Genomic DNA, 21,530 nt, shown 5'->3' on the forward strand with positions numbered 1-21,530 from the left:
GGACCACTCCGCTGCGCTCAGTTGCGAACGGGGATGTTCATGTCCTCGATCTTCAGCTCGCGGACGAGCTCGGGAATGCCCCACTCGACGTCCGGGTCGACCTTGATCTTGAAGTGATACATCGGCTGGAGTGCCTGATGGTCTTCGGGACGGAAGATCATCTTGCCCTTCGGCGTGTCGAACTCCATGCCTTCCATCGCCGCGATCAGCTCTTCGCTGTCGGTGGAGCCGCCGGTCTTGCGCAGCGCCGCGACGATGGCCATGCCGGCCGACATGCCGCCGGCGGTGAAGAAGTCGGGCGGGGCGTCGAAGCGGCTCTGGTGCTCCGCAACAAGCCATTCGTTGGCCGGGTTCTTCGGAATTTCGTAATAGTAGTAGGTCGCGCCTTCCATGCCGGGCAGCGCCTTGTAGGCCTGCATGGCGGCCAGGATGTTGCCGCCCGTGGCAATCTCGACGCCGAGGCGTTCGGGTTCCATCGCCTTGATCTTGCCGATCGGATTGTTGCCGCCGGCCCAGATGACGAACAGGATCTTGCGGCCCGGCTCATCCTTCAGCGCGTCGAAGATGCGCTGTGCGCTTGCCGTGAAGTCCTGCGTATCGGTCGGGGCGTATTCCTCGAACACCAGCTTTGCGCCGGTATCCTGCAGCGCTTCCTTGAAGGCGGCCACGCCGTCGCGGCCGAAGGCGTAGTCCTGGGCAAGCGTTGCGATGGAAACGCCTTCCTCGCCGAGCGCCACGGCATTGGCGATCGCGTCCTGCGACGAGTTGCGGCCGGTGCGGAAAACGTAGCGGTTCCAGTTCTCTCCGGTGATGGAGTCGGCCACTGCCGGTTCCACGATCAGCACCTTGCCGTATTCCTCGGCCACCGGCAGCATCGCCAGCGCCACGCCGGATGAAACCGGCCCGACGGCGATATCGGCCTCGTCGTCGCCAAAGGCTTCCGCCAGCGCGGACCGGGCGACGTCGGGCTTCAGCTGGGTATCCTTCTCGATGACGACGATCTTGCGGCCGTCGACTTCCATCGTGCCGGCGGTCGCATATTCAAGGCCCATCATCAATCCCGTATGGGACTGCTTGGCATAGGCCTCCAGCGCGCCGGTCTTGCCATAGACATGCGCGATCTTGATATCGTCAGCCAAGGCAGCCGACGAAACGCCGACACATAGCGCAAGCGCGATCGTCAGCGATCGCTTTCCTGAAATCCGCTTCATCGTGAACCCTCCCGGTCGATGCAAAGCGCCGCTGCCCTCCGCCAGGAAAAAGCGGCATCGGGCTCCTCCATTGGCGGCCATTTCGCACTTCGCAATATATGACGCATGATTCATGTTTCATGTCAATTTGGCGCAATCGTAATTCTGATGCGCAGCGGCAGAACCGCCTTCGATTTGAACGTCCAACGGGAATGCAAATGAAATGAGATGCGGCCAATAAACGGGCAATGATTTTGCGTGGGATTTCCGTCGGGCTTTTTGTCTGATTTCTCCCACGGAGGGAGCGTTTGACCGGATCCAGCCGTTTCTTGTTCGCACGGCGATGCGGCTGCGAGTAAGTAGGTGTCTTTATAAAATAACTGACAATTCAAATATTAAGTGGCGGAAGAGGTGGGATTCGAACCCACGAGACGGTTCCCCGCCTGGCGGTTTTCAAGACCGCTGCCTTCAACCACTCGGCCACTCTTCCTTGCCTTCCGTTTCCAGCGTGGGAGATGGAAAGTCAAGCCGGCAATCGACGCCTCCGCCAAATTGTGTGGGCACCCCGGAAGCCCGGTCCTTCGGCGAGTCAGATCAAGGGTATGATTCAGTTGGTGCCGAAGCTGGAACCGAACTGAAGACCGCTTGCAATCAAGGCCCTGAATCCTTGCCGCAGACGTCTGCCTAGTGTCATTTCGGTCACGCTTAACTTTTTATTAACACTAAAGAAATGAGTTTCACCCGAAATTCGGGCTCCCCGGGTCGACCGACACTTCACGATAAAGTAAGAGCTTTCGTTGCATGCTTTTCCAAAGCGCCTCAGGAGTGGGGGCTGGCGCTATCAGGCAGGGCATGATCCGGGGGTTTGCAGGTGACTGCGGCCTGCCCGGAATCTTCGAAAGCGGTTCGTCGGCAATCCGGGATTGGCTCAGCGCAGAGCCCGTGAGTGTCGGCAACGTGTATCGAGTAGGCGGCATGGTATCGAAGAAGCAGGCTCCCGCAATCCGCATTCAGCGTGATCAAACCCTTGGCTCGCCCATCGCGAAGACCGCCGTCGTTCTTGCCACCACCACGCTTTGCCTCGCCATAGCGGGCTGTTCCAGTTCTCCGAGTGGCAAGAAGGTCAAATTCAGTTCAGCGAAATACGGCGTGCCCGCGAGCCCGAGGGTGGTTGCCGACGGGCAACCCGTGCCCAAGGGCGGCGGACGCGCGGTCGTCGGAAAGCCCTACAAGGTCGCGGGCAAAACCTACCGCCCGAAGCTCGATACCGACTATGAGAAGGTCGGACTGTCGTCCTGGTACGGACCGACGTTCCACGGCCGCCTGACGGCGAATGGCGAAGTGTTCGACAAGACGTCGATCACCGCGGCTCACACCACCATGCCGCTGCCTTCCTATGCGAGGGTCACCAATCTGGAAAATGGCCGTTCGCTCATCGTTCGGGTGAACGACCGGGGTCCATTCCACGGCAATCGCGAGATCGACGTTTCCGAGCGCGCGGCGGGCCTGCTCGATTTCAAGCGCAAGGGCGTCGCCAAGGTGAAGGTCGAGTATGTCGGTCCGGCGCGGCTGGACGGCCGTGACGAGGCCTACCTTCTTGCCTCGTATGTTGGTCCCGGCGCGACGACGCCTGGCGGAACCCTGCCGGGTACATTGCTCGCGCAGGCGACCCCTCCGGTTACGTTCGGCAACGCCGCTCCGGTTCCCCAGGCGAGGCCCTATCTGGACGCAACGCTTGTCGCGAGCGCCGAATTGCCGCAGCAGCTGGAGCTCGCCGCCTTCGACCCGGCCATCGCATTCGAGGCATCCGCCAGCACGATCCAGATCGCATCCGCGAATGCTTTCGTGCCGCCGTTGCCCGAGGCGCAGGACGGCGACGCCGCAGCTTACGCACCCGGTTTGCCGACCGACCTGCGTTCCTTCGTCGCCCCGGCCGCATTTACGCCCGGCGTTGGGCCGGCGCGAGAGGAACCAATTCTCGGCGTTCTGCCGGCATCGGCCCCGGTGCCGGGTTTCAGGCGAGGGGCTGCCGTATCGTCCTATGCTGCGAACGTCCGCGTTTCACTCGCTTACGAAGCCCTGCAATTGGTGGGCGGCGGCCTGCCTCTCAAGAAACTTGCGTCGAATTCGACCGACTGACGCGCACTGCGGATATCGCCGCCTAACAAGTTGATTTGACGCGAATTCCCTTTACCCTGCCTGAATTCGGGTAAAGGGAAGTTCGGGCGTGCTTTTGCATCGTTTTCATCTGGTGCCGGTCGTGGCCGGCATCCTGGTTCTGCTGACGATCGGTTTTGCTCGTGCAGCGGGCGAGACTGCCGCCGCAAAGACATCCGCCTATCTGCTCGACATGACGACTGGAACGCTGCTGTCGGCCGAGAATCCGGACAGGCCGTTCCCTCCCGCCTCCACCGCAAAGCTGATGACGGCAGCAGTGGTCTTCAAGGCGCTGGGAGACGGCGAGATCAGGCCCGATACGAGCTATCAGGTGAGCGAGCACGCGTGGCGAACCGGCGGAGCGCCGTCCCGGACGACAACCATGTTTGCCGCCTTGAACAGTTTCGTCTCGGTTGACGATCTGCTGCGCGGCCTGATCATTCAAAACGCGAATGACGGCGCAATCGTGCTTGCGGAAGGGCTCAGCGGCAGCGAGGCCCAATTCGCCGAGCGCATGAACGCCCTGGCGAAGGAAATCGGCATGACGCAGAGCCGATTCGCCAATCCGACCGGATATGACGCGGAGGGCGCGCAGACGACCGCGCGGGACCTGGCGACGCTCGCAAACTATGTGGTGAAGGAGTTTCCCCAACGCTATCCGTTGTTCAGCCAGGCGGATTTCACCTGGAACAATATTTTCCAGCGCAACCGCAATCCCATCCTCGGAGCAATCCGCGATCTCGACGGCATCGTCGCCGGCTACAGCGAAGCGGACGGCTTCAACGCGATCGGATCCATGCTCCGTGGCGAAAGACGGTTCCTGGCGGTAGTGGCGGGGTATCCGACGCATCAGGCGCGGGTTGCCGCGCTCGAGAAGCTCTTCGACAGCGTCGACAAGGATTTCGAGGAAGTCAGGCTTTTCGAAGCTCGGGAGATAGTCGCCGAGGCAAGAACCTATGGTGGCAGCGAATCGCGCGTCGGGCTGGTGGCAGGTAAACCGGTCGACGTGCTGCTTCCGCGCGGCGACCGGCATGCCTTCCGCCTTCGCGCCGTATATCGGGGGCCGCTCGTAGCGCCGGTTGCCAAGGGCACCGTGGTTGGTGAACTGCGCATCCTGCACGAAGATAGCGTTACCTATACGGTACCTCTAGTCACCGCGGAAAACGTAGGCGCCGGCACCATGCAAAGTCGGGCTTTCGATACAGTCGCCGAAACGCTATTCGGGTGGTGGTAGACAGCCGGCAAAGGCGGACGACGTGGCGGGGCAGTTCATTACATTCGAAGGCGGTGAGGGCGCGGGAAAATCCACCCAGATCGCGCGCCTGAAGGCTCGACTGGAGGCCATGCGCATCCCCGTCCTCGTTACACGCGAGCCCGGCGGATCGCCGGGAGCGGAGGCCGTGCGCAACGTGCTGCTTTCCGGCAAGGCCCGCCAACTCGGAGCGGACGCCGAGGCGTTGCTTTTCGCCGCCGCCCGCGCCGACCACATGGATACGGTCATCCTGCCCGCCCTGGCCCAAGGCAAATGGGTGCTTTGCGACCGTTTCACCGATTCCACGCGCGTCTATCAGGGTGAGGCTGGTGTCGCACCCGCCTATATCGAAGAGCTGGAGCGCCTGGCGATTGCCGGCAGGAAACCGGACCTTACGCTCCTGATCGACGTTCCGGCTCAACTCGGGTTGGCGCGGGTCCATGCGCGTTCGTCGCTCGGCAGCGTATCGGATCCGGACCGGTTCGAGCAGGACGATATCGAAGTTCACAAGCGCAGAAGAAGGCTTTTTCTGGATCTGGCGGAAACCGAGCCGGATCGCCTTGCCGTAATTGACGGCTCAAAAGGACCGGATAGCGTCGCCGAGGCCATCTGGCAGCAGGTCCAGCAGCGCCTGGCAGATGCCCTGGCCGAGACAAAGCGTATCGTTCCGATCGCCGGGCATGGTCCCGCAAAGGAAGGCCAGCGCGATGGCGAAGCGTGAAATCGTCGTATCCGTCGGAGAGGCGGACGAACTCGACGGTGTGCCCTTGCCGCGTGAAACCTCCGGGCTGATCGGCCACGGCGAGGCGGAGGGCGCGCTTTTGGCGGCCTATCGCTCCGAGCGTTTTCACCATGCCTGGATCATTGGCGGCCTTCGGGGAATCGGCAAGGCGACGCTTGCATTCCGCTTCGCCCGGTACGTTCTTTCCCATCCCGATCGCTTCAGCGACGCGGTAGCGCAGGCGAAGGATCTTTCCGTCGAACCGCAAAGCCCGGTCAGCCGGAAGATCGCCGCTGGTTCCCATCCCGACCTCCTGCATCTGCGCCGGCCTTATGACGACAAGCGCGATCGCTTCAAGTCGGATCTTCCGGTTGACGAGGTGCGGCGCACCGTTTCGTTCTTCGGCTCGACGGCGGCCGGCGGCAACTGGCGCGTCTGCATTGTGGATGCGGCCGACGACATGAACCTGAGTGCGGCCAACGCGCTTTTGAAGATCCTGGAAGAACCGCCGCCGCGCTCGGTATTTCTCGTACTCTCCCATGCGCCCGGGCGGCTGCTGCCGACCATCCGCTCCCGCTGTCGTCAACTGCTGCTGCGCCCTCTCAGCGGCGTCGAGATGGGCGAGGGCATCGCCCATGCGCTTCCGGGCCTTGACCTTTCCAACGACGACTTGGAGCGCATTTCGCGGCTGGCTGACGGTAGTCTGCGCCGCGCTATCCAGCTTGCCGCGGGTGGCGGACTGGACTTTGCGCGTGAATTCGAGGCAATGGTCGCACTGCTGCCGCACATTGATGTCGACCGGTTGCATCGCTTCGCCGAAATGGCCGGTGCAAATGGCGCCGAGGACGCCTGGCAACTCTTCCACGATCTCGCCGCAGACTATCTCCATCGCAGGCTGAAGGAGGATGCTTCCGGCTCCGGCGGGCGTCTTGTCAGGTGGAGCGAGGTATGGGAAAAGACCGTCACCGCCGTTTCGCAAGCCGAAGCTCTGAATCTTGACAGGAAGCAGGTCATCTTGAGCGTTTTCAGGCAAATGGCCGAAGCCGAACGAATGCGGAGCAGGAACTAGGCCATTGCCTCGTTACGCCACCCGCAAACGACCCTGCCCATCTCGAATTCTGCCGTCCGTATAGCATTTCAGGCCCTATGATCGGCCTCGATGGCTGCACGGCCTCCGACACTGAAGAAACCATGACCGCCAAAACCCCGTTCTACATCACGACCGCCATTTCCTATCCGAATGGATCACCGCATATCGGCCACGCCTACGAGGCGATTGCCACGGATGCGATTGCCCGTTTCGAGCGGCTGGACGGCCGCGACGTCTATTTCCTGACCGGCACGGATGAGCACGGCCAGAAGATGCTGCAGACGGCGCGCAAGGAAGGGATCGACGTGCGAGATCTGGCCGAGCGCAATGCCGGCCGTTTCAAGGAGATGGTCGCGAAGCTCGGCTGTTCCAACAATGATTTCATCCGCACCAGCGAAGCGCGGCATCATGCGGCGTCGAAGGCGATCTGGGAGCGGATGGCGGCCAATGGCGACATCTACAAGGACAGCTATTCAGGCTGGTACTCGGTTCGCGACGAAGCCTATTATCAGGAAAGCGAAACGGAACTGCGTGAAGACGGCGTGCGTTACGGCCCGCAAGGCACGCCCGTAGAATGGGTGGAGGAGGAGAGCTATTTCTTCCGCCTCTCCGCCTATCAGGACCGCCTTCTTGCGCACTACGAGGCCAATCCGGATTTCATCGGCCCTGATGAGCGGCGCAACGAGGTCGTCAGCTTCGTAAAGGGCGGGCTGAAGGATCTTTCGGTCTCGCGCACCACCTTCGACTGGGGCATTCCGGTGCCGGGCGACGAGAAGCATGTGATGTACGTGTGGGTGGATGCGCTTACCAACTACATCACAGGCCTCGGATTTCCGGACGAGAACGCCGAGAACTGGCGCTATTGGCCGGCCAACCTGCACGTCATCGGCAAGGATATCGTGCGGTTTCACGCCGTCTACTGGCCGGCATTCCTGATGTCGGCCGGCATCGCGGTGCCGAAGCGGGTCTTCGCTCACGGCTTTCTGTTCAACCGCGGCGAGAAGATGTCGAAGTCGGTCGGCAATGTCATCGACCCCTTCACGCTCGTCGATCACTACGGTCTCGATCAGGTCCGCTATTTCTTCCTGCGCGAAGTGCCTTTCGGTCAGGACGGCAACTACAGCCACGAAGCGATCGTCAATCGCGTGAATGCCGATCTTGCCAACGACCTTGGCAATCTGGCGCAGCGGTCGCTTTCGATGATCGCCAAGAACTGCGACGGCAGCTTGCCAGTGCCGGGCGCGCTCTCCGAGGCGGACAACGCTATTCTTGGCCAGGCGGATGCCATGGCCGCAGCGTGCCGCGAGGCGATGAATAGCCAGGCAATCCATCAGGCCTTGTCTACCGTTTGGGCTTGCGTCGCGGAAGCGAACCGGTATTTCGCTTCGCAGGAGCCGTGGGCGCTGCGCAAGACCGATCCGGATCGCATGGGCACGGTGCTTTATGTAACGGCCGAAGTGATCCGGCAGGTGGCGATCCTTGCCCAGCCGGTCATGCCGGACAGCGCGTCGAAGCTTCTCGACCTGCTGTCGGTCGCTCAGGATGCCCGCGATTTCTCCACGCTCGGCAGCGTGGGACGGCTGGCAAGCGGCATCGCTCTGCCGAAACCGGTCGGCGTCTTCCCGCGCTACGTGGAGGAAGAAAAGAGCGAGGCATCCGCGTGATGCTTGTCGATAGCCACTGCCATCTCGATTTTCCGGATTTCGACGAGGAACGGGACCAGATCGTGGCCCGCGCGGCCGAGGCCGGCGTCAGGACGATGGTGACGATCTCCACCCGGGTCCGCCGCTTCGACGCGATCCGCGCGATCGCCGAGCGCTATGACAACATTTTCTGTTCCGTCGGTACCCACCCGCACAATGCAGGCGAGGAGACCGACGTCACGGTTGAGGAACTCGTGCGCCTGTCCGAGCACCCGAAAGTGGTGGCTATCGGCGAAGCCGGGCTCGATTATTTCTATGACAAGGCGCCTCGCGATGCTCAGGCGCAAGGGTTGCGCCGCCATATCGCAGCGGCGCGCGAAACGGGCCTGCCGCTCGTCATCCATGCACGCGACGCCGACGACGATATGGCCGCGATCCTGGAAGACGAAATGGGGAAGGGGGCTTATCCGGCCCTCCTGCATTGCTTCTCGTCCGGCAGGGCGCTGGCGATGAAAGGCATTGAGCTTGGTCTTTATGTCTCCTTTTCCGGAATTCTCACCTTCAAGCGGTCCGAAGAGCTGAGGCAGATCGCTGCCGAATTGCCCGTCGACCGGCTGCTGGTGGAGACCGACGCCCCCTATCTTGCGCCGCAACCCTGGCGGGGGAAGCGCAACGAGCCGGCTTATGTCCGCCACACCAACAAGGTGCTGGCCGATTGTCACGCCATGAGCGAAGAGGACATGGCCGCGCAGACGACTGAAAACTTCTTCCGCTTGTTCAGGAAAGCGCGCCGGCCGGAGGCAGGATGAGCGCGTCGCGTCTGGAATTCACGATCCTAGGCTGTGGTTCGTCCGGAGGCGTGCCGCGCATCGGCAATTTGTGGGGCAGTTGCGACCCGAAGGAGCCGAAAAATCGTCGCCTGAGATGCTCGCTGCTGGTCCGGCGGATCTCCGACGCCGGAACCACGACGGTTCTCGTGGATACCGGTCCGGACCTCCGTCAGCAGCTGCTGGCAGCAAACGTGGCCGATCTGGATGCCGTCATCTACACCCACGCGCATGCCGACCATATCCACGGCATCGACGATCTGCGGGCGATTGCGATCAGTCATCGCCGCCGCGTGCCGGTTTATATGGACGAGGCAACGTCCGAACGCGCGCACCAGGCCTTCGGTTATTGTTTCGTGACCCCGCCGGGATCGAATTACCCGCCGATCCTGGACGAGCACCGCATCCAGCGAAAGCGCGAATTTCAGATCGAAGGAGCGGGCGGAGCGATCTCCGTCCTGCCCGTCACCGTCAATCACGGCGATATCGACTCTTTGGCGTTTCGATTTAATGACGTCTGCTATCTGCCTGATGTAAAAGAGATTTCTCAGGAGGCGGCAAGGCAGATGACAGGCCTGTCCGTCTGGATACTCGACGCGCTTCGGCTGACGCCGCACCCAAGTCATTTTTCGCTTTCCGATGCGCTGAGCTGGATTGAACGCCTGCAACCGAAGCGGGCCATCCTGACCAATATGCATATCGATCTCGATTACAGCACATTATGCGAAACGTTGCCGGCCAATGTCGAACCGGCCCATGACGGCCTGACGTTCACCGTCTGAAGACATGCGACCGGGTCAAAGACCGCTCAGTCCACCAACTCAGGAGCGGCTGGAACGCTCTGCCTTTGCCTATCTGCAGCGCTATGCCACGTCACGCGAGAACTTGCGGCGTGTCCTGTCCAGAAAGGTCGAACGCGCAGCCAGGGCGAATGACCTTGACCCATCCGAATTTGCGGGAATGGTCGATCGTGCCGTCGCGCGGTGCGTCGAGCTCGGACTTGTCGATGACGCAGCCTATGCCGAGATGCGTGTCACCAGTCTGCGGCGGCGCGGACGGTCGAGCCGCAAGATCCGCGCGACGTTGAGCGCCAAAGGCGTTGAAGCTTCGGTCCTGGATGCGGCGATGCAGAAGGACGACGGAAGCGATCTGGCCGCGGCCATCATCCATGCGCGCCGCCGCCGGATCGGGCCTTGGCGGACGAAGCCGGCAGACGAGAACACGCGGAGCCGCGAAATTGCGTCCATTTGCCGGGCCGGGTTCTCATACGGGATCGCGCGCCGCGTCGTGGAGGCGAATTCGCCGGAAGACCTTGCATCAGCCGATTAATCGCCTGGGCAATCGATCCGCCAAGGCCACAGCAAACCGCACCATAAGAATATTCCATAATATATCTTATGCGAATTATGGATTCAGGAAGATGCGGATGCGCAATGGCCCTGCGGTGATGCTCTCTCATGCCCCTTCCGCTACCGCGTGGCCCGAATTTGACGAAACTCACACTGAACGGAAGACGAGCCAGGTCCAGTGAACGCCGGCGGCGCGAGAACGCTCCTGCATCGGGCCGGTTTGCCGTTGTCTCAGCAGCTCGAAACTCTCGCGCTCTGCCATGGCAATCGTTTCGTCCGTCGACACCGGAAAGACAAAGCCTTCGTGTTCCTTGCCTCCGTGGCGAAGCGAGATGATCAACAGTCCGCCCTGTACGGCGATGTTCTTCAGGTTCCGGAGCGCCGCTTGCCGCTCGCTGTTCTGCAGGTGATGCCAGACCGCACTCAATAGCACCAGGTCAAAAGGTTGCTGCCGGCGGAGCGTGACAAGCTCGGGCAGGCAGTCGTTGATCCAGGATATCGCTTCCTCCGGATGGAGCTGCATGCCGGCCTTGCGCAATTCATCGACCGGTTCCACGGCAGTCACATGATGGCCCTTCCCTGTTAACCATGCTGCGTCGCGTCCTGTGCCCGCGCCGATATCCACGATACGCGCCGATTTGACCGGAAGGAGATCGGAAACGGGAGACAGATGGTGTTCCGATGTAATCGCTTCGAAGCGCGTGATCAGATCACCAGCGGACACGGCGTATCTGGCGAGGATGTCTGATCGCATCAAACTGCTCCTGATGGTTCGGAGGACTTGCTTTTCGGTCGTGCTTCGCTAGGTTCCGCCGCAATCAAAATCGAGAACCTGCCCATGTCGAATGCCGCGCCGCGTATATCCTTTGTAAGCCTTGGTTGCCCGAAGGCGCTTGTCGATTCCGAGAGGATCATCACCCAGTTGCGCGCGGAAGGCTATGAACTCGCTCGCAAGCACGACGGCGCGGACTGCGTGATCGTCAACACATGCGGCTTTCTTGACAGCGCGAAGGCGGAATCGCTCGATGCGATCGGTCAGGCCTTGAAGGAAAACGGCAAGGTGATCGTCACCGGCTGCATGGGAGCCGAACCGGACCAGATTCGCGAAACGCATCCCAGTGTGCTGGCGATCACGGGCCCTCAGGCCTATGAGAGCGTCATGGCGGCGGTGCATCAGGCGGTGCCGCCGGCGCATGATCCTTTCCTCGATCTCGTTCCGCCGGAGGGCGTCAAGCTGACGCCACGCCACTACGCCTATCTGAAAATCTCCGAAGGCTGTTCGAACCGCTGCAGTTTCTGCATCATCCCTTCCCTGCGCGGCGACCTCGTATCGCGGCCGGCGGGAGATGTCATGCGCGAGGCGGAACGGCTGGTGAAGGCTGGCGTCAAGGAGATCCTCGTCATCAGCCAGGATACGTCGGCCTATGGCGTCGACCTGAAATACGCGGCAAGCGACTGGAAACGGGCCGATGGCGAAACGCGGCCGGTCAAGGCCAGGTTCTACGATCTGGCGGAAGCGCTTGGCGAACTCGGCGTCTGGGTGCGCATGCACTATGTCTACCCCTACCCGCATGTCGACCAGGCGATCGAGCTGATGGCACAGGGCAAGATCTTGCCCTACCTCGATATTCCTTTCCAGCATGCTTCCCCCAACGTCCTGAAGGCGATGCGCCGCCCGGCTCATCAGGAAAAAACGCTCGACCGTATCCGTAAGTGGCGCGAGATCTGCCCGGATCTCGCGGTGCGCTCCACCTTCATCGTCGGCTTTCCCGGCGAGACGGAAGAAGATTTCGAGATGCTGCTGGAGTGGCTGACCGAGGCCAGGCTGGAGCGCGTCGGCTGCTTCAAATACGAGCCGGTCGCCGGGGCCAGGGCAAACGATCTCGGCCTCGATACGGTGCCGGACGAAGTGAAGCAGAGCCGCTGGAACCGCCTCATGGCGCATCAGCAGAAAATTTCCGAGCGGCTACTTCGCCGCCGGGTCGGCCAGCGCATCAAGGTGATCGTTGACAAGTCCGATGGCCTTGCAGCCGTCGGCCGTTCCGTCTGGGACGCTCCGGAAATTGACGGCTCGGTGCATATGACCGCCCGCCGGCCAGTGCGCGTTGGCGATATCGTCACGGTCAAGGTTGAGGCTTCGGATGCCTATGACCTGCATGGCGCGGTTGTCTGAGGACGCTCAGGGAAGAGGCTGATAAATAATAAAAGGGCGCCCAACGGCGCCCTTTTCCCTTGCATTGACAGTCCGAAGTCAATTGCCGGACAGCAGATCCCTCAGCGACAAGGCGACGATTTCGGTTGCTGCCCGCAGATCAGAAAGCTGCAGATGTTCGTCGGCGCTGTGTGCGTTGGCTTCCAGGATCGAGCGAGGCCCCGCGCCATAGAGGATCGTCGGAATGCCGGCCTCCGAATAGTGGCGGGCGTCGGTGTAGAGCGGCACGCCGGTCGCCTTCACCGCATCGACGCCGAGCAGGCCCGGCGCGTGGCGCTGGATCGCCGAAATCAGCTTCTCCACGCCCTCGATCGGCCGCAGCGGCTCCGCCAGCATGATGCGCCGGCATTCCACCTCCAGGCCTGCGAGCTTGGGTGCGGCCGCCTCGACCAGACGGATCAGCTCGTCCTCGACCTGCTGACCGTTTTCTTCCGGGATCAGGCGGCGGTCAACGCGCATCGTCACCCGGTCGGGCACCACATTGGTGTTGATGCCGCCGGAAATCAGGCCGACGGTGATCTGCGGCGAACCGATGCCGATCTGGGCACTGGTCTTTTCTGTCAACCGCTTGCGCTCTTCGTAAAGCGCCGCGAGGATCGGGGTTGCCGCTTCCAGCGCATCCACGCCGGTCGCCGGCATGGCCGCATGCGCCTGCCGCCCGCGCACGACGATCTCCAGATGCAGACAGCCGTTATGCGCGTTGGTGATCGCGTAGGAGAAGCCGGCCGAGATCGCCAGATCCGGCTTGGTAAGCCCCTGTTCGAGAAGCCATTTCGGGCCGACGAAGCCGCCGGCTTCCTCATCGTAGGTCAGGTGCAGTTCGAGCGTGCCGTTCAAGCCTTCCGCATGGTCGCGCAGCGCCAGCAGCGCAAAGGCGTAGGTTGCGAAATCCGACTTCGAGACAGCGACGCCACGGCCATAGATTGCACCGTCGATTTCGGCGCCGCCATAGGGATCGGTCGTCCAGCCGTCGCCCGGCGGCACCACGTCGCCATGGGCGTTGAGGGCGATCACCGGCCCGCTGCCGTCGCCGAAAACCTCGCGCACGATCAGGTTCGTCACGCTCTTCATGCCGTATTGCTTCACGAAGGGCTCCGGAACCGGATGACGCTCGACCTTGAAGCCAAGGGCTTCCAGCCGGACCGCCGCTTCTTCCGCGTGGGCCGCGGTGTCGCCTGGCGGATTGTCGCTCGGCACGCGCACGAGCGCCTTGAGGAACTCGACCTCATCCGCAAAACGGGCGTCGATCGCCGCTTTCATCAATTCTTCCTCTCCTTGTTGGCCAACTGTTCTATCCAGCCGACCATGGCTTCCACCGCCAATCCCATATCTTCAACGGTCACGCTTTCGAGCGGATTATGGCTGATGCCGCCCTTGCAGCGCACGAACAACATGCCGATATCGGTGAGCTTCGACATTGCCTGTCCGTCATGTCCGGCACCCGACATCATGCGGCGCGGCGTGAGGCCAAGCCGCTGAAGCGCAGCCTCCGCCGCGTCCTGCAAATCCGGCGAACATGGGCAGGTATTCACTTCATGATAGGGCTCGAAGGCAATGGAACAGCCCCTCGCCTGCGCGATCTGCGCCGCCCTCGCCTCGATTGCCTTTACCGCTTCAAGGCGTGGATTGTCCGATGCAGCGCGGATATCGAGCGTCAGGGCCACGTCCGCAGGGATGACGTTGACCGCACCGGGCCTGACGCCCAACTCGCCGACCGTCGCCACAAGACTATCGGTCACACCGCTTCTCGCCGTCTCTTCGATGAAAAGAACAAGCTCACTCGCTGCCGCCAACGCGTCGTGGCGAAGCGCCATCGGCACCGTGCCGGCATGACCCGCCATGCCGGAAATCCTGATGCGGAATCGGGCAGCGCCGGCAATCGAGGTGACGATGCCAAGCGGCAGGTCTTCAGCCTCCAGAACCGGGCCCTGCTCGATATGCACCTCGAGATATCCGAGTACTTCGCCCGGATCGTCGGCGCAAGCGGCAACCCGCTGGGGATCGCCGCCGAATACTCTCAGCGCATCGGCCACGCTGACGCCATTGGCGTCCCGACCCTCCAGCGCCTGGGCGGAGACATGCCCGGCGACCGCGGCCGAAGTCAGCAGAGTGGTCGGAAAACGCACCCCCTCCTCGTCGCCAAAGGCAAGAATGTCGAGGCCGAAAGGTATCTCGATGCCACGCCTAACAATTTCGCGTGCGGCCAATATCCCGCAAATGACGCCAAGATTGCCGTCATACTTGCCGGCGTCGATAACCGTATCGATATGCGAGCCGACCAGGAGCCTGTGGTTCAACGGCGTATTCGATGTCGCCTTGAGGCGTCCCCTCACGGTCCCCATGGCATCTTCGGACACGTCGAGGCCGAAGTCCCGCATCCAGCCGGCGACGAGGTCGGCCGCCTTGCGGTGCTCGGGGCTGAGATAGAGGCGCGTCAACCTGCCTTCTTCGGCGGAGATCGCGGCCAGTGCCTCGATCATCGCCTCGGCTTCGCGTCCAAGCGCAAGGATGTCCGCGTCATCCGGAAGCACGGTCATGCCCCCTCCTCCACCCGGTCTTCCAGGCGGAAGCGGAAAATGCGCGCGATCTGCGTCAGTGCCGTCTCGAATTCCGTCTCGGCGTCGTTTCGGATACGGGCCTCGAAGGCGTCCAGGATCTGGTATTTGGTTGCCCCCTTCACCGCGAAAATGAAGGGAAAGCCGAACTCGTCCCGATAGCGGGTATTCAGGTCGGTGAAATGGGCGAATTCGTCCGGCGTCAACCTGTCCAGGCCTGCCCCTGCCTGTTCCCTGCGCGAATCCTCCGCCATCCGGCCGGAAATTGCCGCCTTGCCGGCCAGGTCGGGATGGGCCCGGATCAACGCCAGTTGGCGGTCCCTGGGCGCCGCCCGCATCGCCCACTCGAAGGCTGCGATCAACGCTTCCCGATTTGCGAAGGGTCGCCTCGTAAAGGCCGACTCGGCAACCCATGCCGAATGCTCCGCGACGTCTCCGAATTCGGTCAGGAATCCCGCAAGGTCAAGCCGGTTCACGTCATCCATGCTGCGTACCATGATGCGCGGCTCCTATTGCGCCGCGATCCAGGCGCCAAGCTTGGCGCGATCTTCTTCCGTCATGCCGGTTTCATTGCCAAGCGGCATGGCGTCCGACTGAACGGCCTGTTGCGTGATCAGCACGGCATAGCGCTTCAGATCCGCAATCGACTCAAGGGTGACGCCTTTGGGCGCTTCCTCGAAGGCCTCATGGGTCGGCTTTGCCGCGTGGCATACTGCGCAATGGGTCTTCGCCAGAACGAGGATCTCGTCGTCGCTCACCCCGGCGGTCGCGGTCGCGGTCTTCGGAGCGGTCATGACCACGGCGATCACAAGTCCCAGTGCTGCCACTGGCAGGCTCCAGGCGAAGGCTTTCAGCGGGTCTCCCGCATCGTGCCGGTTGAAGAAATGGCGCACCATCGCGCCGATGACGATGATCAGCGCCACGATCAGCCAGGACTGGCTATGCGAACTGAGCATCGGATAATGGTTCGACACCATCATCAGGAGGACCGGCAGGGTCAGGTAGTTGTTGTGCACCGAGCGCTGCTTGCCCATCTGGCCGAGCCGCGGATCGGGGGCTTCTCCGGCGATGAGCGACGCCGCGATCTTCTTCTGGTTCGGGATGATCACGCCGAACACGTTGACCGCCATGATCGTGCCGATGAAGGCCCCCACATGGATCAGCGCTCCGCGACCCGAATAGACATGGGTGTAGAGATAGCCGGCGGCCACGATCAGGACAAAGACGATGACAGCGAGTAGCGGCGTGTTGTTGCCGAGCGGCGAGCGGCAGATACGGTCGTAGATCAGCCAGCCGGCGAGCAATGACGCCATCGATATGGCGATTGCCTGCCAGGGTTCGAGCGCCAGCTTCGCCGGATCGATCAGGTAGGCCGAGGCGTTGAAATAATACTGCACCACGAGGAGGCCGAAACCTGTAACCCAGGTGAGATAGGCCTCCCACTTGTACCAGATCAGGTCGTCGGGCAGTTCCTTGGGCGCCACCAGATATTTTTCGACATGATAGAAGCCGCCGCCATGCACCTCCCAGGCGGTGCCATAGACGCCTTCCTTCATCCCCTCCCGCTTGCGGAGGGAAAGATCGAGCGCGATGAAGTAGAAGGACGTGCCGATCCAGCCCACGCCCACGATCAGATGGGCCCAGCGAAGCAGCAAATTCAGCCAGTCGGCAGCAAAAGCGGCGGTCATGCGTTTTTATCGTCACAATGAGAGGTAAGGACCGAAGCGCGGTAATCCGCGCTTCGGATTCTCGGGTTGGGTCGCAAGCGCTGCGCTTATTGCGGCAGCTTGTCGTCGACGCCCTGCACGTAGAAGTTCATGCCAAGCAGCGTGCCGTCGTCGGCAACTTCGCCGGCCTTCAGCCACTCGGTGCCGTCCTGCTTGGTGATCGGACCGGCGAACGGATGCAACTCGCCGGACTTGATCTTGGCCTCGGTCGCCTCGGCCATCGCCTTCACGTCATCGGGCATGTTGGTGTAGGCGGCCATGGTCAGGATGCCATCCTTCAGGCCGTCCCAGCTGGACTGGGTCTGCCAGGTGCCATCGAGCACGGCCTCGATGCGCTTGATGTAATAGGCGCCCCAGGTGTCGACGATGGCGGTCAGCTGCGTGTTCGGGCCAGCGGCGATCATGTCGGAAGCCTGGCCGAAGGCGTGGATGCCGCGCTCGGCCGCAAGCTGCATCGGCGCAGTGGAATCGGTGTGCTGCGTCAGGATGTCGACCCCCTGGTCGATCAGCGCCTTGGCGGCGTCGGCTTCCTTGCCGGCGTCGAACCAGGAGTTCACCCAGACGACCTTGAGCTTGAAGTCGGGGTTCACGGACTGGGCGCCGAGCAGGAAGGCGTTGATGCCCTGCACCACTTCGGGAATCGGGAAGGAGGCGATGTAGCCGGCTACGCCGGTCTTCGACATCTTGGCGGCGATCTGGCCGATGATGTAGCGGCCCTCGTAGAAGCGCGAGTTGTAGCTCGTCACGTTTTCGGCCGTCTTGTAGCCGGTGGCGTGCTCGAACTTCACATCCGGGTACTTCTTGGCGATCTTGATCGTCGGATCCATGAAGCCGAAGGACGTGGTGAAGACGATACCGCAACCCGAACGCGCAAAACGCTCGATCGCACGTTCCGCATCGGCGCCTTCAGGAATGTTCTCGACATATTGCGTCTCGACCTTGTCGCCGAGGGCCTGTTCGACTTCCAGGCGGCCGATATCGTGGGCCTGCGTCCAGCCGCCATCGGTCTTGGAACCGACATAGACGAAACAGGCCTTCAGCTTGTCGGCGGCCTGCGCGCCGGAAACCGACGCGAAGACGGCGGCGAGCGCCAGTCCCATTATCCTGCTTTTCATGATTGCAACTTCCTCTCTGGTTTGAAACTCGGGCTCAGGCGCGCAAAGCGCCCGTCCCGGTCTTTTACTCCGGTTATCGGTCCGGAACGAAGGGCTGGCCGAGAGAAGCCGGTGTATTAACCAGCGTCAGCCGCCGATCACGCGAGATGATGACGAGGACGATCATTGTGGCAAGGTAAGGCAGTGCCGACAGGAACTGCGAAGGAATGCCGAAGCCGAGGGCCTGGGCGTGAAGCTGTCCGATGGTGACGGCACCGAAAAGATAGGCGCCGACGATCACGCGAAGCGGCCGCCAGGAGGCGAACACGACGAGCGCGAGCGCGATCCAGCCGCGGCCGGCAGTCATGTTTTCCACCCATTGCGGGGTATAGGCGAGCGAAAGCTGGGCACCGGCAAGGCCGGCACAGGCGCCGCCGAACAAGACCGCCAGATAGCGGATGCGGATCACGCCGATACCGAGCGTATGGGCCGAGTTCTGGCTGTCTCCGACAGAGCGCAGGGTGAGACCGGCTCGCGTGCGGAACAAGAACCAGGTAACGCCGGCAACCAGCGCAAAGGACAGATAGACGATGATATCCTGCTTGAAGAGGATGTCGCCGAAGAACGGAATATCCGACAGCAGCGGAATCTCGATCGCCTGCAGCTTGATGCCGGGTATGCCGACATAACCCTCACCGATCGCTCCGGACATGCCAAGCCCGAGCAGTGTCAGCGCCAGTCCGGTCGCAACCTGATTGGTGACAAGGGTCAGGGTCAGGACGGCGAACAGCAACGACAGGAACGCCCCCGCCGCGATACCGCCGAGAATGCCGATGTAGGGATCGCCCGTGGTTTGCGCCGTGGCGAAGGCGACGACAGCGCCGATCACCATCATGCCTTCGACACCCAGGTTGAGCACGCCGGAACGTTCCACGACCAGTTCGCCGATAGCCGCAATCAGGAGCGGCGTGGCGGCCGTCACCACGGTGACGATGATTGCAACGGCAAGATCCATTTTATTCTCCTGCCACTGCTACGGCGCCACGGGTCCGCACCAGGCGGATGCGATAGAGGATGAGCGTGTCGCACGCCAGAACAAAGAAGAGCAGCATGCCCTGGAAGACGCGGGTGATCTTGTCGGAGAGCCCGAGGACGATCTGCGCTTCCTCGCCACCGAGATAGGAAAGCCCGAGCAGAAGCCCGGCAAAGAGTACGCCGATCGGATTGAGCCGGCCGAGGAAGGCGACGATGATCGCCGTGAAGCCGTAGCCGGGCGATACGACCGGGCGTAGCTGCTGCACCGCGCCCGATACTTCCGAAATGCCGGCGAGACCGGCAAGCGCGCCCGATAGCAGGAAGGCGAAGAATGTCATCCGGCTGGCGGAAAAGCCGCCGAATCGCCCTGCCCGTGGCGCCTGGCCGGCAATCCTGATCTCGAAACCCTTCAAGGTCCGCGACAGCAGGATGGCAAGGGCGACGACTGCAACCAGCGCGAAGACCGCACCATAATGCGTGCGGCCCGAAGCCAGCACCTCCGGCAGGATCGCGTAGTCGTGGAACGTCCGCGATTCAGGGAAGTTGAACCCTTCCGGATTGCGCCAGGGACCGCGCACCAGCCAGTCGACGAAGAGCTGCGCCACGTAGACCAGCATCAGGCTTGTGAGGATCTCGTTGGTGCCGAAACGGGTCTTGAGGAAGGCCGGAATCGCCCCGTAGGCAGCGCCGCCCGCCATGCCCATGATCATCATCAGCGGCAGCACGACAGGGCTTTGGAAGTCCGGAAAGACGATCGGCAGCGTAGAGCCCACGATGGCGCCCATCACGAGCTGCCCTTCGGCACCGATATTCCAGTTGGAAGACAGATAGCAAACCGAGAGACCGACGCCGATCAGGATCAGCGGCGCGGCCTTCACCGCCAGTTCATGCAGCGACCACGTGCTCGTCAGCGGGCTGATGAAATAGACGTAGAGCGCCTCGACCGGATCCTTGCCGAGAAAAGCGAAGAGAACGGCTCCGAATGCGACGGTAAGCGCGATGGCGATGAAAGGGGAAAGCAGAGCGTAAAGAGCGGAGCGTTCCGGGCGTTTCTGCAATTCAAGCCGCATGGGTGGCCCTTCCTTCAGCCGCCTTGCCGGCCTCGCCGGCATGTCCGCCCATCAGCAGGCCTATCCGCTCGCGCGTCATCTTCTCCGCCGCTTCCGCCGCCGACAGTTCGCCACGCGAAATCACGGCGATGCGGTCGGCAATTTCGAATATTTCGTCAAGATCCTGACTGATGACCAGCACGGCGCTGCCGGCGCGTGCCAGGTCGATGAGCTGCTGGCGGATCGATGCCGCAGCGCCCGCATCCACACCCCAGGTCGGCTGGTTGATCACCAGGACGCCGGGGTTGCGATCGAGTTCCCGTCCAACCACGAATTTCTGCAGGTTGCCGCCCGATAGCGAACGCGCTTCCGGATTGTCGTGCGACATGCGCACGTCGAAATCGGCCTTGAGCTTCTTTTCCAGCTCCTCGGCCTTGCCCCGGTCGAGGAAGCCGGAGAGCACCAGGCCGTCGCGCGTCGCATGGCGGGTGAGGATGATATTTTCCGAAAGCTTCAGGCCGGGCACGGCACCATGTCCCAACCGTTCTTCCGGGACATAGGCGGCGCCCGCCCGCCGCCTCGCATTGATGCCCTTTCGCCCGACCGGAGCACCGTCGATCAGGACGGCATCGGCGCGATCCGAGAGACGCTCGCCGGATATGACGTCGAACAGTTCACCCTGGCCGTTGCCGGCAATGCCGGCAATCGCCACCACCTCGCCGGCCTTCACCTGCAAGTGGATGCTCTTCAGCGGCACGGAGAACGGACCATCGGCCGGCGCGGAAAGGTCGACGATGGCCAGCCGATCCTCGCCCTCCGTTGCAGAAGACGCTTCGCGGGTGATGTCCTTGATGTCCGCACCGACCATCATGCGGGCAAGCGATGCCGGCGTTTCCAGCGCCGGATCGCATTCCATCACCACCTTGCCATGGCGCATGATCGTCGCATGGTGGCAGATGCGCTGCACCTCCTCCAGCCGGTGGCTGATATAAAGAATAGCGCAGCCTTCGTCGGTCAGGCGCTTCAGCGTCTCGAAGAGCTGGTCGGATTCCTGCGGCGTGAGCACCGAGGTCGGCTCATCCATGATAATGAGCTTCGGCTCCTGCAGCAGGCAGCGGACGATCTCGATGCGCTGGCGAATGCCGACCGGCAGATCCGCCACGATGGCGCCGGGATCGAGCGGCAGGCCGTAATCCGCCGACACGCGCCTGATCTTGTCGGCCAGGTCGCGCAGCGACAGCCTGCCCGGAAGGGCAAGGGCGATATTCTCGGTGACCGTCAGGGCCTCGAACAGGGAGAAATGCTGAAATACCATGCCGATGCCAAGTTTTCTTGCTTCGGCAGGTGAGGATATGGCGACCTGTTGACCGTTCCAGGACAAGGTGCCGCCATTCGGCTCCAGCGCGCCATAGAGGATCTTCACCAAAGTCGACTTGCCGGCGCCGTTTTCGCCGAGCAGGGCATGGATTTCGCCGGCCCTCAGATCGATCGAGACTTTGTCATTGGCGAGGATATCGCCGAAACGCTTGGTGATACCGTGCGCCTGCAGCAGCAAGTCTCCTGTCCGCAGGCGTCCTGCGGCGGTCTCTCCCGACTTACTGCTTTCCGTATCTCTTCCCATCACACCCC

At 62.2% G+C, this 21,530-nt stretch carries 19 protein-coding genes and 1 tRNA gene; 9 read left to right on the top strand and 11 right to left on the bottom strand.

The features are described from left to right. Nucleotides 1-17: 17 nt before the first annotated feature. A complete protein-coding gene (locus tag H2509_RS06415; RefSeq protein WP_182163433.1) occupies nucleotides 18-1,211 on the bottom strand; it encodes a substrate-binding domain-containing protein in 1,194 nt (397 codons plus the stop codon). Between the two features lie 379 nt (nucleotides 1,212-1,590). Next, nucleotides 1,591-1,680 (bottom strand) — tRNA-Ser (locus H2509_RS06420). A 485-nt stretch (nucleotides 1,681-2,165) separates the two neighbouring features. Here H2509_RS06420 and H2509_RS06425 point away from each other — a divergent pair. The 8 genes from H2509_RS06425 to H2509_RS06460 all read left to right on the top strand — a co-directional run bounded on the left by H2509_RS06425 (nucleotide 2,166) and on the right by H2509_RS06460 (nucleotide 10,209). Further along, on the top strand, nucleotides 2,166-3,329 hold the full coding sequence (locus H2509_RS06425; RefSeq protein WP_182163435.1) for a septal ring lytic transglycosylase RlpA family protein: 1,164 nt from the start codon (nucleotides 2,166-2,168) through the stop codon (nucleotides 3,327-3,329). 88 nt (nucleotides 3,330-3,417) lie between these two features. After that, nucleotides 3,418-4,581, top strand: a complete 1,164-nt coding sequence (locus tag H2509_RS06430; RefSeq protein ID WP_182163437.1) for a D-alanyl-D-alanine carboxypeptidase family protein — start codon at nucleotides 3,418-3,420, stop codon at nucleotides 4,579-4,581. A gap of 22 nt (nucleotides 4,582-4,603) precedes the next feature. Next, a complete protein-coding gene (gene tmk, locus H2509_RS06435; RefSeq protein WP_182163439.1) occupies nucleotides 4,604-5,320 on the top strand; it encodes a dTMP kinase in 717 nt (238 codons plus the stop codon). Continuing rightward, the gene (locus H2509_RS06440) at nucleotides 5,307-6,389 is read left to right on the top strand and encodes a DNA polymerase III subunit delta' (protein ID WP_182163441.1); all 1,083 of its coding nucleotides are present in this window, start codon (nucleotides 5,307-5,309) and stop codon (nucleotides 6,387-6,389) included. Before tmk ends, H2509_RS06440 begins: the two co-directional genes overlap by 14 nt. A gap of 122 nt (nucleotides 6,390-6,511) precedes the next feature. Continuing rightward, entirely contained in the window at nucleotides 6,512-8,074 is a 1,563-nt protein-coding gene (gene metG, locus H2509_RS06445; protein ID WP_182163443.1) for a methionine--tRNA ligase, read from the top strand. Beyond that, nucleotides 8,074-8,862 (top strand): TatD family hydrolase, encoded by a 789-nt coding sequence (locus H2509_RS06450; RefSeq protein ID WP_182163821.1) that lies wholly within the window; start codon nucleotides 8,074-8,076, stop codon nucleotides 8,860-8,862. Before metG ends, H2509_RS06450 begins: the two co-directional genes overlap by 1 nt. Continuing rightward, nucleotides 8,859-9,662 carry an MBL fold metallo-hydrolase gene (locus H2509_RS06455; protein WP_182163445.1) on the top strand — a complete coding sequence of 268 codons (804 nt, stop codon included), beginning with the start codon at nucleotides 8,859-8,861 and terminating at the stop codon, nucleotides 9,660-9,662. The genes H2509_RS06450 and H2509_RS06455 overlap by 4 nt, the downstream gene beginning before the upstream one ends. A 244-nt stretch (nucleotides 9,663-9,906) precedes the next feature. Then, nucleotides 9,907-10,209, top strand: coding sequence for a hypothetical protein (locus H2509_RS06460; protein ID WP_408022668.1), 303 nt, complete (start codon nucleotides 9,907-9,909; stop codon nucleotides 10,207-10,209). A 168-nt stretch (nucleotides 10,210-10,377) separates the two neighbouring features. Here H2509_RS06460 and H2509_RS06465 read toward each other — a convergent pair whose 3' ends face one another. Then, nucleotides 10,378-10,983 carry a class I SAM-dependent methyltransferase gene (locus H2509_RS06465; RefSeq protein ID WP_182163449.1) on the bottom strand — a complete coding sequence of 202 codons (606 nt, stop codon included), beginning with the start codon at nucleotides 10,981-10,983 and terminating at the stop codon, nucleotides 10,378-10,380. An 84-nt stretch (nucleotides 10,984-11,067) separates the two neighbouring features. On the opposite strand from H2509_RS06465, the gene rimO reads away from it, so the two are divergent. Beyond that, nucleotides 11,068-12,402, top strand: a complete 1,335-nt coding sequence (gene rimO / locus H2509_RS06470) for a 30S ribosomal protein S12 methylthiotransferase RimO (protein WP_182163451.1) — start codon at nucleotides 11,068-11,070, stop codon at nucleotides 12,400-12,402. Between the two features lie 78 nt (nucleotides 12,403-12,480). Here the strand turns inward: rimO and H2509_RS06475 are convergent, their stop codons facing one another. The 8 genes from H2509_RS06475 to H2509_RS06510 form a co-directional block, all read right to left on the bottom strand. Further along, complete coding sequence (locus tag H2509_RS06475; protein ID WP_182163453.1) at nucleotides 12,481-13,701, bottom strand: ArgE/DapE family deacylase; 1,221 nt, start codon at nucleotides 13,699-13,701, stop codon at nucleotides 12,481-12,483. Next, on the bottom strand, nucleotides 13,701-14,978 hold the full coding sequence (locus tag H2509_RS06480) for an allantoate amidohydrolase (RefSeq protein WP_182163455.1): 1,278 nt from the start codon (nucleotides 14,976-14,978) through the stop codon (nucleotides 13,701-13,703). Before H2509_RS06480 ends, H2509_RS06475 begins: the two co-directional genes overlap by 1 nt. Beyond that, complete coding sequence (gene uraD, locus H2509_RS06485) at nucleotides 14,975-15,493, bottom strand: 2-oxo-4-hydroxy-4-carboxy-5-ureidoimidazoline decarboxylase (RefSeq protein ID WP_182163457.1); 519 nt, start codon at nucleotides 15,491-15,493, stop codon at nucleotides 14,975-14,977. The genes H2509_RS06480 and uraD overlap by 4 nt, the downstream gene beginning before the upstream one ends. 12 nt (nucleotides 15,494-15,505) lie before the next feature. After that, nucleotides 15,506-16,684, bottom strand: coding sequence for a urate hydroxylase PuuD (locus tag H2509_RS06490; RefSeq protein WP_182163459.1), 1,179 nt, complete (start codon nucleotides 16,682-16,684; stop codon nucleotides 15,506-15,508). 86 nt (nucleotides 16,685-16,770) lie between these two features. Next, nucleotides 16,771-17,838, bottom strand: a complete 1,068-nt coding sequence (locus tag H2509_RS06495; protein WP_182163461.1) for a BMP family ABC transporter substrate-binding protein — start codon at nucleotides 17,836-17,838, stop codon at nucleotides 16,771-16,773. 73 nt (nucleotides 17,839-17,911) lie between these two features. Further along, nucleotides 17,912-18,832 (bottom strand): ABC transporter permease, encoded by a 921-nt coding sequence (locus H2509_RS06500; protein ID WP_182163463.1) that lies wholly within the window; start codon nucleotides 18,830-18,832, stop codon nucleotides 17,912-17,914. 1 nt (nucleotide 18,833) lies between these two features. Further along, nucleotides 18,834-19,922: an ABC transporter permease gene (locus H2509_RS06505; RefSeq protein WP_182163465.1), complete on the bottom strand. Its 1,089-nt coding sequence runs from the start codon at nucleotides 19,920-19,922 to the stop codon at nucleotides 18,834-18,836. Then, complete coding sequence (locus H2509_RS06510) at nucleotides 19,912-21,522, bottom strand: ABC transporter ATP-binding protein (RefSeq protein WP_182163467.1); 1,611 nt, start codon at nucleotides 21,520-21,522, stop codon at nucleotides 19,912-19,914. Before H2509_RS06510 ends, H2509_RS06505 begins: the two co-directional genes overlap by 11 nt. Nucleotides 21,523-21,530 lie beyond the last annotated feature (8 nt).

The sequence above is a fragment of the Stappia albiluteola genome, from assembly GCF_014050225.1.
Lineage (GTDB): Bacteria > Pseudomonadota > Alphaproteobacteria > Rhizobiales > Stappiaceae > Hongsoonwoonella > Hongsoonwoonella albiluteola.